The organism is Dyella sp., assembly GCF_035508675.1.
Lineage (GTDB): Bacteria > Pseudomonadota > Gammaproteobacteria > Xanthomonadales > Rhodanobacteraceae > Dyella_B.
In genome coordinates, this window is sequence record NZ_DATJMN010000313.1 from 1 (window position 1) to 9,405 (window position 9,405).

Below are 9,405 nucleotides of genomic sequence, written 5' to 3' on the forward strand. Positions count from 1 at the left end.
AGCTCGCGGTTGTAGTAGCGCAGCAGTCGCGGGTCCATGGGTTCCTTCTTAGCCGAAGCTGTCGGACACGTTGAACTTGCCTGTTTCCAGGTCCACTTCGGTCTTGAGATAAAGATTCAGCGGAATCGGCTGCGCCCACATTTCCGATTCGATATTGAAGGTGAGCGATTGCCGGTCCATGCGCTTGAGGTCGGCGTTGACCACCACGCGCAAGGTATTGGGCGTAAGCCGCGGCTCGAAGGCGAGAATGGCGTCGCGGAGCTTGCGTTGCAGCACCTTGGCATCGATACCGGCCACGGCCACGCCGGTGAGATCGGGAATGCCGAAGTTGACGACCGAGCGTGCCACTTCGGGGTAGTCGGCCAGTTCGTCATCGATGCCGAGATTCACGCAGTTGAGCAACCAGGAAATATCGCGCGCCACGCAATCGCGGAGGCGCGAGGCGGAAATCACGCGTTTCTCGCGGCTTTCCTCTGCTTTCGCCGGTTCGTCATCGGCCAGCCGATCCAGCAGCGATGGCTGCAGGCGTTCCTGGGTGGTCAGCTCGGCCATAAGCGATCAGGTGTCAAACGTGATAGTGCGAATATCCAGCAACGGATATTCGCCGGCATCCGTCGCCAGCATGCGCTGGCCCGAACCCACGTAGCAGTCGCTGCCGAGCTCGATCCACTCGGTCTTGCGCGCCAGCACGACATCGCTGTCGGCGGCGCGTTCGGAATTCGGATAACGGCATGGCACGAAGCCGATCGCTTCACCGCCGTTGTTCCAGGTGATCTGCACCGGTGCCCACACTTTGTCGCGCAGGTCGGTGGGTGCTTCGAACTTCAACTCGCGGATGCGTGCGAACGGCACCCATGAATAGCCGCCGTTGACGATCACTTCCAGGCACGGGCCGAAACGCGGATCGGCATCGGCGATCCATTCGAAGCGCTGCCCATCGATCGTCCCACTCACCGCGTCGGCGGCGTCAAAGGCCTGCTCGCGCAGCGGCAAGGCCTGCGCGTAGCGCTCCTCGCCCATCAGCTTCAGCGATTGCAGCAACAGCGCCAGCCATTGCGCCGGTTCGCCGATCACCAGCGGCGGACGCGCGCCGCTCACCACGGCGTGGCGTTCCAGCTCGCCCTGCAAGGCGCGGCTGTAGGCGCCCACCATCAGCGCGTTGCCCGGGTCCAGTTCGCCGCTTACCTTCAGCTGCGTTTGCGCGCGCTCCCACTGTCCCAACAGCGACAGCAGCTGAAACAGAAATACTCTCGCCTTGGCATCGGCCGGGTTGCCCCGCACTTGGGCGGTCAGACCCTGCAACGCCTCATCCAGGCGGCCTTCTTTCAGCATGTTTTCGGGAGTCATGTCCTAAGCCCTGCGTTCCGGAAGGACCGTGGTTTTTGCCGGGACGAATACCGTTTCCCTCTCCTGCATGCAGGAGAGGGTCGGGTTACCGTGACGCCAGCATCCACCCAGGGCCGTCCTGCCCGCGAAAGCGGGCATCGATCAGTGCTCTGATTGATTCCCGCCTGCGCGAGAATGACACCCCTGGATAACCGCCATCATGGCCAATGATTCGGCGTTACTCGAACGGACCGTTGCGCGCAACGCCAAATTTCGTCGGCAAAACCTTCGGCAGTTGTCACCAAGATCAGTGCAAAAGCCGGATCAGGCTCAGCCCTTGGCGACCTGCTGCATGTCGAAGGTGAAGTCCTTCGCACCGCCGTCCTTGCCGCCCTTGTCGTCCTGCGGCTGGAACGAGTACTTGAACTTGCCGAAGTGCAGCGTGACGTTCTCGGTGAGACGATCCTCGCCACCGCTGCCGCCGGTGGACACGGAGGTGATCAGCACGCCTTCGCTCAGCTCGATGGTGAGGAAGTCGGTCTGCTCGCCGGTCGCGTTGGTCACGTACAAGGTGGCTTTTTCCACGCGTGCGCCGGTGCAGCACGCCTGCATCAGTGCGTTGGAGCAGCCGTCCACGTACTTGGTGATGGAAATGTCCTGCACGTGCGCCTTGCCGCCGCTGGCAGCGCCCGCGCCGGAGTGCAGGTCACCGGTGTTGCTCACGCCCCACGACCAGGCCAGGATCGGCACTTCGCCCTTGTGCTTCTTGTGGTTGGAAGCGCCCTTGATCGCAACGCTGCCGCCTTCAAACTTGATATGCATGTCGAATGCCATGAAACATCTCCTCGGTTACCTGATTGATGATGGCTACCGCCGAACTGGCGGCTCCTTTTACTGCACTACTTCCTGATTCAAGCCTTCGCCGCCGACGGCAGACGCGAGACCAGGCGCAACGACACGGTCAACCCCTCAAGCTGGTAATGCGGCTTGAGGTAAAACTTGGAGCTGTAATAACCGGGCGCGCCTTCGACTTCTTCCACCACCACTTCCGCTGCGGAAAGCGGCTTGCGCGCCTTGGTTTCTTCACTGGAGTTCTGCGGATCGCCGTCGATGTACTGGCTGATCCAGTTGCTGAGCCATTTCTCCACCGACTCGCGCGTGCTGAACGAACCGATCTTGTCGCGCACGATGCACTTTAGGTAATGCGCAAAACGGCAGCAGGCGAACATGTACGGCAGGCGTGCAGCCAGGGCCGCGTTGGCGGTGGCGTCGGGGTTGTCGTATTCCTCCGGCTTGGCCAGCGATTGCGCGCTGATGAAGGCGGCCATGTCGGAGTTCTTGCGATGGACCAGCGGCATCAGGCCCATCTTGTCCAGTTCCGCCGAGCGGCGGTCGGTGATGGCGATTTCGGTGGGGCATTTCATGTCCACGCCGCCGTCGTCGGTCGGGAAGGTGTGCACCGGCAAGCCTTCCACCGCACCGCCGGATTCGATGCCGCGAATGCGCGAGCACCAGCCATATTCCTTGAACGAGCGGTTGATGTTCACCGCCATCGCGTAGGCGGCGTTCTGCCAGGTGTACTTGGACGAGTCGGCGCCGGCGGTGTCTTCTTCGAAATCGAATTCGTCCACCGGGTTGGTCTTGGCGCCGTACGGCAGGCGCGCCAGCGTGCGCGGCATGGTCAGGCCGAGGTACTTGGCGTCATCCGATTCGCGCAGCGAACGCCAGGAGGCGTAATCGGGGGTGGAGAAAATCTTCGCCAGGTCGCGCGGGTTGGCCAGCTCGTTCCAGTTGTCCATGCCCATCAGGGTGGAATTGGCGGCGCTGATGAACGGTGCGTGCGCGGCGGCGGCCACCTGGGCGATGCCGGTCAGCATTTCCACATCCTGCGGGCTGTGGTCGAAATAGTAGTCGCCGACCAGGCAGCCATACGGTTCGCCACCGAGCTGGCCGTACTCTTCTTCGTAAACCTTCTTGAAGATCGGGCTCTGGTCCCACGCCGTGCCCTTGTAGCGCTTCAGCGTCTTGCCCAGTTCCTTCTTGGAGATGTTGAACACGCGGATCTTCAACAGCTGATCCGTCTCCGTGTTGTTGACCAGGTAATGCAGGCCGCGCCAGGCGCTTTCCAGTTTCTGGAAATCCGGGTGGTGCATCACCAGGTTGAGCTGCTCGCTGATCTTGCGATCCAGTTCGGCGATGTAGGCGTTGATGGTCTGGGTGACGTCGTCGGAAACGATGTCCGCCTTGTTCAATACCTGCTCGGCAAGCGTGCGCACCGCCGATTCCACTTCCTCGCGGGCGCGTTCGCTCTTGGGCTTGAATTCCTTGTTGAGCAGCGAGGCGAAGTCGCCGGCATCGACGGTTTGTACCGCGCCACCTTGTTCGGCCAGTTTCTCGGTTGCCATGATTGCTTACTCCCCTTCCGGCTTGGGCGCGGAGGCCAGCGATTGCAGCAGGGCCGGATCGTTGATGGCCTGGGCGATCAGCTTTTCCGCGCCGGCCTTGCCATCCAGATAGGTGCCGAGGTTGGCCAGCTGGGTGCGTGCTTCGAGCAACTTGGCCACCGCCCCCACCTTGCGCGCGACGGCGGCCGGCGAGAAGTCGTCCATGCTTTCGAAAGTGATGTCCACGCTGAGATTACCCTCGCCGGTCAGGGTGTTAGGCACGGCGAAACTGACGCGCGGCTTCATCGCCTGCAGGCGGGTATCGAAGTTGTCGACGTCGATTTCCAGCGCCTTGCGCTCTTCGATCGCCGGCAGTTCGGCGTTGTTGGAGCCGGAGAGGTCGGACATCACGCCCATCACGAAGGGCACCTGCACCTTCTTCTGTGCGCCATACACCTCGACGTCGTATTCGATCTGCACCCGAGGCGCGCGATTTCGCGCGATGAATTTCTGACTGCTCTGCTTGGCCATACGACGTCTCCTTGAAAAAGGATCAAACTTCAGTGGAACTGCGCTATTCCAATCCACCGCCGGGTTAAGCGGTTTACAGCCATATGACAGACGTGCGTCACCCGACGGAGCAAATCCTGCAACCGGCATCAAAGGTGAAACAAAGCGGCTTGTGCAGCCCTCCCCCGTGAGCCTGCGTAGCGAAATGGACGCGTCGAGTCGCCGCAAAAAGATGACGTGTAACGACGCGAAAGAAAAGATCCCTGTTACCCCTTTAAATTTATGCTCAATTGGGCTGACTGGCAACGTCAATTTCACATGTGAAAAACTGGTGAAGGCATATCAAGCCCCGAGCTTTCATCCGTAACGAACCCCTTGATTGGCCGCAAGTTTGTTCATGGCGACAGCGCGCCCAAGCAGCATCGTCATCATGACAGGTTGGCCGCATCGGTATATGCCTTGCGATCGGCAGCCGCCAGGCATGCCCGTTCGGTCGCGGCCACATCCAAAACCGGCGCGTTCTTCAAAAACGGTTGGTGCAGCGGACGGCGAAAATACACATCATGGCTATCGCTGCAATGCTCCGCAAAGCGGATGAGCGTCAAAGACGCGGCGACATCGGCTTCTTCGTTGGTCATCATGATCATCCCTGACAAGGACCGCGCACGACATGCGGCAGCAAAGGCAGCATCACTGCCCAGAAACGAAATGCGGAACAATGTATCCAGCCGCAGGGTGCGAAATTTACCGATAGTCGGAAAGGGATTACAAGTAGCTGCTACAACAGGAGACTGACTATCTCATCAATTCAACGCGTTATGGCAGCGCGCTGTAGGCCAGGATAGAATCCCAGCTTGCCTGAGGCTTCCCGATGCTGGGATTTCATCCCAGCCTGCGATGCCGTCCTGGCTGGAACGACGCGCTTTCGCGCAACGATGCCGAAGCGCTGCTGGCGCTCTACGCACGTGACGCCACTTCGAGAGCCCGCTATGGATTTCACCGAGGTGATGGACATCAACGACGATGGCCTGATCCAGCTGCACTGCGTTTACTGGGGCTGGTTCGGCGTTCGTGTGCTGCCGCGAAACGAATACCACTGTTGGACCGGCTCTCAGGTCACTTCATCCGGCGCCGGCACGTAGCAGTGGTCTTTCACCTGCGCGGGCTCGACTTCGATCGGATGGGAGAAGTCAGCGATGAGCGCCCCGTTCGGATTGAAGTGCTCACGCTCGACGGCTTCCCAGGTTACCCATACCTGCGGCGCCTCCGAGTCGTTGGCCTGCGAGCGCGCGCGGCATGGATAGACGGTCATGGTGGGCTTGATGCGAGTCTGCATAGGCGTTTCCCATTACCTGAGCGAACAACCCGCCGTAACGGCTGGGCAGAGATGGAAAGCTACCGCGTTCACAGTTTTCATGCCAGCTGCGCTTGTATATTCATTTACGTGAACTCGCTTGCGGCCGTGCCTGGACGCCGTCGACACGGGTGAGATGCCCGCTTCGAAGGGTGAGTTGGCACACATTTTTCCAGCATCGCGCTGGCCTAAAGCGACAGTCATTGGGCCCTTGCAGCTCTTAAGTGCGCACGCCGCCTTCGGGTATGGTCTCGCCCGTCATCGGATGCGGCACTTGGCTGCCTAGGAACCAGCACGGCGCAGCATCCGATGATTTCCACTCGAGCCCGACAGACTCCTAGTCCGACCGATTCCTGGCCGCAGTGCCGCAACCATCTCTGATTTCGCTATAGTTTCCCTGCAACAGGGGATCTGGAATGTCTATGAATACTGGCCAGCCGCAGCCCACCAAGGCCGGCAAGCTTCGCGCAGGCCCGCAGGGCACGCAACTGCTGTCCGCGACGGAGATGCAGCAGCTGGCGCTGGACGATGCGCCCGCCTCGGATGGCCGCGCCACCTCGCGTGAACCGGTGCTGGAAGGTTCGCAGGGTTCGCTCAAGGGGTTGCGCTTCACGTTGCGCCAAGGCCGCCAGACGATCGGCCGGCGGGTCGACAACGACATCGTGATCAACGACCCGAGCGTGTCGGCCACGCACGCATGGATCGTCAACCAGCACGGCCACTACGTGCTGATGAACACGCTTTCCACCAACGGCACCTTCGTCAATGACAAGCGCATCCACGAGACCGTGCTGGTGCATGGAGACCGCTTGCGTTTCGGCCAGGCCGAATTTTCCTTTCTGACGCATGAGCAAGGCCGGCAGAAAGGGCGTGTTGCCGGCTACGCCGCCGCAGCCGTGCTGGGATTGCTGGTGCTGGCCGGTATCGCCTGGTGGGTACTCTGAGCCAGGCCATTCCCGCCACCATCGGACGCTATCGCATCGACGGCATTCTCGGCGAAGGGGCGATGTCGATCGTCTACGCCGGCTTCGATCCGGAAATCCAGCGTCAGGTGGCGATCAAATGCCTGCACGACAACTTCGCTGAAGATCCCGATTACCGCCGGCGCTTTCTGGTGGAAGCACGTGCGGCCGGCCGCCTCACCCACCCGCATATCGTCACCTTGTTCGACACCGGCGAAACCGAGGATGGTCACCCGTACATAGCCATGGAACGCCTGTCCGGCGAAACGCTCAGCTCGCATGTGGCGACGCATGGCATGCCATCCGCCTCGGCGCTGCTGGAACTGGCCACGCAGCTGGCCAACGCCCTGCACTACGCGCACTCGCAAGGCGTGATCCACCACGACATCAAGCCCGACAACATCATGCTGCTGGATGGCTGGCACGCAAAGATCGCCGATTTCGGCATCGCCGAACGCCGCTCGGCACGCGCCAAACCCGCGGCTTCCATGCAGGACAAAGTCGGCGGCACACCCAACTACATGTCGCCCGAGCGCCTGCGCGGCGAAACCGCGGACGCCAGCAGCGACCTGTTCTCGCTGGGTGTGGTGCTGTTCTGGCTGGCTACCGGCCGGCTGCCATGGACGTACTCCGGCGACGTGCAGCGCTTTCTGCGCCAGCGGCAGCGCCTGCCGGAACCGCCGATCAAGCCGCACGATCCGGCCACGCCGCCGATCCTGGTCGACATCATCCGCACGCTGATGGCGCCCGCGCCGGAAGCGCGCTACCAATCCGGCGCCGAAGTGGTCGACGACCTGCGGCTGGCACGCCGCAGCTACGAACGATCCCGCGAAGAACTGCCCCACCCTCGCCTGCAATCGCTGGGTCTGCAATGGGCGGTTGCGCTGGGCGCCACGGTGGTCGCCGTGCTGCTGCTCGGCATGCTGGCCATCTACGGCGTGCAGCATGTGGCGGTCACCGGCCTGGCGGAAGATTTCGGCGGCTCGCTGGGACAGATCATCGCCCGCAGCGCTGCCGAAAACATCGTGATGGGCGACCGCGCCGCCACCCGCGCCCTGGTGCAGGACATGGCGCGCAACGAGCAGCTCGACTACCTGGCCATTGCCGGCCGCGACGGAAAGATTCTCGCCAGCACGCAGCCCGGCGAAAACGATCAAAGCCTGCCGGCGGCGACGGTTGCGACGCGGCAATGGCCCAACGGCATCGAGAGCTACCACGCCCGCCTTGCCGGCACGCACGGCTTGCAGAATGCGCTCGTGTTCGACGTGCCGATCCGGTATCAGAGCAAGACCGTGGGCCGCTTGCGTCTTGGCGTAAGCCAGGCGCCGTTGCGCACGGCGCAAAACACCGCACTCGGCGTGATTGGATTGGTGCTATTGACGACGCTGGCCGCGGTACTGCTTACCGCCTATTGGTTGTTCCGCCGTCTGCGCGGCGCGCTCGACCTGATGGTTGCGTCGCTGTTGCGCGTAGCACGTGGCGATTATCAACATCGCATCCGCATCGTTCGACGCGATGAACTGGGGCGGCTGTTCGCGGCGTTCAATCTGATGGGCGAAACATTGGATGCGCCGCCGGAAAAGGTGGCGGTAGTTTCCGATATGCCCAAGCCGGAGCTCACGCCGCAACCGACACTGATGGTTCCTGTACCCGGTTCGCAGGAACGACGGTCCTCATAAGCTGGCATGAAATCCCGGCATTTCCCTGCATGGTGAGGCTGGGATTTCATCCCAGTGTTTGGAGCACTGCCGCTAATACTGCTGCAAGCGCTGCTTGAGCTCCAACGCCCGCGTGCGATAGACCACCGCCGGCTCATAGCCCGGATCGACCACTAGGATGCGGTTCCACAGCGCGATGGCCTGGTCTAGATGCTGGTCCAGGTACAACACCATCGCCTGCTGATGGGTGTTGGCCACCCATATCCTGCGTAGCGCCGCGAAGTTGGGGTCGGCGGATTTCAGTTGCGGATTCAGCGTCAGCGCCTGGTCGAACACGGCCACGGCCTGGTCCGTATGCCCTTGCCGGTACAGGGCAAGGCTCTGGTTTTCCAGTTGCTGCGCGTGCTGCACCGGCGGCTCCGAGGGGGGCGCCGTAGGCGCCGCCGCGGCGGCGGGGGCCGGTGCGATGGTTGCTGCCGGCAGCGCAGGCGGTGCCGCTGCCGCGGTGGGACTGCTCTCAGGCAGCTTCAGCGTGGAACCCACCAGGATCAAGGAGGGATTGGTCGAATCGTTGTAGCGCGCCAACGCCAGGAACAGATTGGGGTCGCCCAGGTACTTGGCTGCGAGCGTGCTGTACGACTCGCCCCGTTGCACGATGTGCGGCGTGGACGCCTCACCCAGCAGCTTTTTCGGGTCTTCCGTCAGCTGGCGCAGAAAGAACTGCGCCGCGCGGTCGCCGGGATGATCCTGCAGATAGCGCCGCAGCGCCGTCTCCCCTTCCGCGTAATGGCCATTCTGCAGATCGCGATTGATGATGGCCGATAAAGACAGCCGTGGCGCTCCCGCGTCACTGGAGCCGCCCTCTTCCGGCGTGGACGCAGCTGCGGGTGCAGGCGGTGCGGCCGCCGTCTTCGGCTTGATGCTGACCTTTGCACAACCGCCGACCAGCACTGCCACCAGCAAGGCAGCCACGAGCATGCCAAAGCGCAGCGATGTCCAGCGAGCTTCCCTATACACCATCAACGTACGCTACCCCTGAGCAGATGCCGATTGTTTGCCCCGTCGCCCAAACGACTTGGGCCGACAAGTTAAGCCACTCTCTCAACACATGCAAACCTGGCGACGGGCTGTGAAGAAGGCGAGAAGACGTTATCGGCAACAGCGGGAGCGGCTTGATGGCTGCTCGTGGCAAAGGGGCCGGGATGACATCT

The 9,405-nt window shown here is 62.0% G+C and carries 10 protein-coding genes; 2 read left to right on the forward strand and 8 right to left on the reverse strand.

What is annotated here, in order from left to right; genetic code table 11:
- Positions 1-48: 48 nt before the first annotated feature.
- From tssE to VMA74_RS16645, 7 genes are all read right to left on the reverse strand, one after another.
- Positions 49-552 carry a type VI secretion system baseplate subunit TssE gene (gene tssE / locus VMA74_RS16615; protein WP_325368962.1) on the reverse strand — a complete coding sequence of 168 codons (504 nt, stop codon included), beginning with the start codon at positions 550-552 and terminating at the stop codon, positions 49-51.
- Positions 553-558: 6 nt separating this feature from the next.
- Positions 559-1,347, reverse strand: a complete 789-nt coding sequence (locus VMA74_RS16620; RefSeq protein WP_325368964.1) for a type VI secretion system accessory protein TagJ — start codon at positions 1,345-1,347, stop codon at positions 559-561.
- 309 nt (positions 1,348-1,656) lie between these two features.
- Complete coding sequence (locus VMA74_RS16625) at positions 1,657-2,160, reverse strand: Hcp family type VI secretion system effector (protein ID WP_325368966.1); 504 nt, start codon at positions 2,158-2,160, stop codon at positions 1,657-1,659.
- Positions 2,161-2,237: 77 nt separating this feature from the next.
- Positions 2,238-3,731, reverse strand: a complete 1,494-nt coding sequence (gene tssC, locus VMA74_RS16630) for a type VI secretion system contractile sheath large subunit (protein ID WP_325368968.1) — start codon at positions 3,729-3,731, stop codon at positions 2,238-2,240.
- 6 nt (positions 3,732-3,737) lie between these two features.
- On the reverse strand, positions 3,738-4,241 hold the full coding sequence (gene tssB / locus VMA74_RS16635) for a type VI secretion system contractile sheath small subunit (protein ID WP_325368970.1): 504 nt from the start codon (positions 4,239-4,241) through the stop codon (positions 3,738-3,740).
- 407 nt (positions 4,242-4,648) lie between these two features.
- Complete coding sequence (locus tag VMA74_RS16640; protein WP_325368972.1) at positions 4,649-4,939, reverse strand: hypothetical protein; 291 nt, start codon at positions 4,937-4,939, stop codon at positions 4,649-4,651.
- A 392-nt stretch (positions 4,940-5,331) separates the two neighbouring features.
- The gene (locus tag VMA74_RS16645; RefSeq protein ID WP_325368974.1) at positions 5,332-5,556 is read right to left on the reverse strand and encodes a hypothetical protein; all 225 of its coding nucleotides are present in this window, start codon (positions 5,554-5,556) and stop codon (positions 5,332-5,334) included.
- Between the two features lie 434 nt (positions 5,557-5,990).
- Here VMA74_RS16645 and VMA74_RS16650 point away from each other — a divergent pair, with 434 nt between their 5' ends.
- Both VMA74_RS16650 and VMA74_RS16655 read left to right on the forward strand, forming a co-directional pair.
- A complete protein-coding gene (locus VMA74_RS16650) occupies positions 5,991-6,518 on the forward strand; it encodes an FHA domain-containing protein (protein ID WP_325368976.1) in 528 nt (175 codons plus the stop codon).
- Positions 6,506-8,215 (forward strand): protein kinase domain-containing protein, encoded by a 1,710-nt coding sequence (locus VMA74_RS16655; protein WP_325368978.1) that lies wholly within the window; start codon positions 6,506-6,508, stop codon positions 8,213-8,215. The genes VMA74_RS16650 and VMA74_RS16655 overlap by 13 nt, the downstream gene beginning before the upstream one ends.
- Before the next feature lie 72 nt (positions 8,216-8,287).
- Here VMA74_RS16655 and VMA74_RS16660 read toward each other — a convergent pair whose 3' ends face one another.
- Positions 8,288-9,172, reverse strand: a complete 885-nt coding sequence (locus VMA74_RS16660; protein ID WP_325368980.1) for a LysM domain-containing protein — start codon at positions 9,170-9,172, stop codon at positions 8,288-8,290.
- Positions 9,173-9,405: the final 233 nt, after the last annotated feature.

What these genes read in the sequence shown, in the direction of transcription:
- tssE (WP_325368962.1), bottom strand. Translation starts at nt 552, where the DNA reads ATGGCCGAGCTGACCACCCAGGAACGCCTGCAGCCATCGCTGCTGGAT.
- VMA74_RS16620 (WP_325368964.1), bottom strand. Translation starts at nt 1,347, where the DNA reads ATGACTCCCGAAAACATGCTGAAAGAAGGCCGCCTGGATGAGGCGTTG.
- VMA74_RS16625 (WP_325368966.1), bottom strand. Translation starts at nt 2,160, where the DNA reads ATGGCATTCGACATGCATATCAAGTTTGAAGGCGGCAGCGTTGCGATC.
- tssC (WP_325368968.1), bottom strand. Translation starts at nt 3,731, where the DNA reads ATGGCAACCGAGAAACTGGCCGAACAAGGTGGCGCGGTACAAACCGTC.
- tssB (WP_325368970.1), bottom strand. Translation starts at nt 4,241, where the DNA reads ATGGCCAAGCAGAGCAGTCAGAAATTCATCGCGCGAAATCGCGCGCCT.
- VMA74_RS16645 (WP_325368974.1), bottom strand. Translation starts at nt 5,556, where the DNA reads ATGCAGACTCGCATCAAGCCCACCATGACCGTCTATCCATGCCGCGCG.
- VMA74_RS16650 (WP_325368976.1), top strand. Translation starts at nt 5,991, where the DNA reads ATGTCTATGAATACTGGCCAGCCGCAGCCCACCAAGGCCGGCAAGCTT.
- VMA74_RS16660 (WP_325368980.1), bottom strand. Translation starts at nt 9,172, where the DNA reads ATGCTCGTGGCTGCCTTGCTGGTGGCAGTGCTGGTCGGCGGTTGTGCA.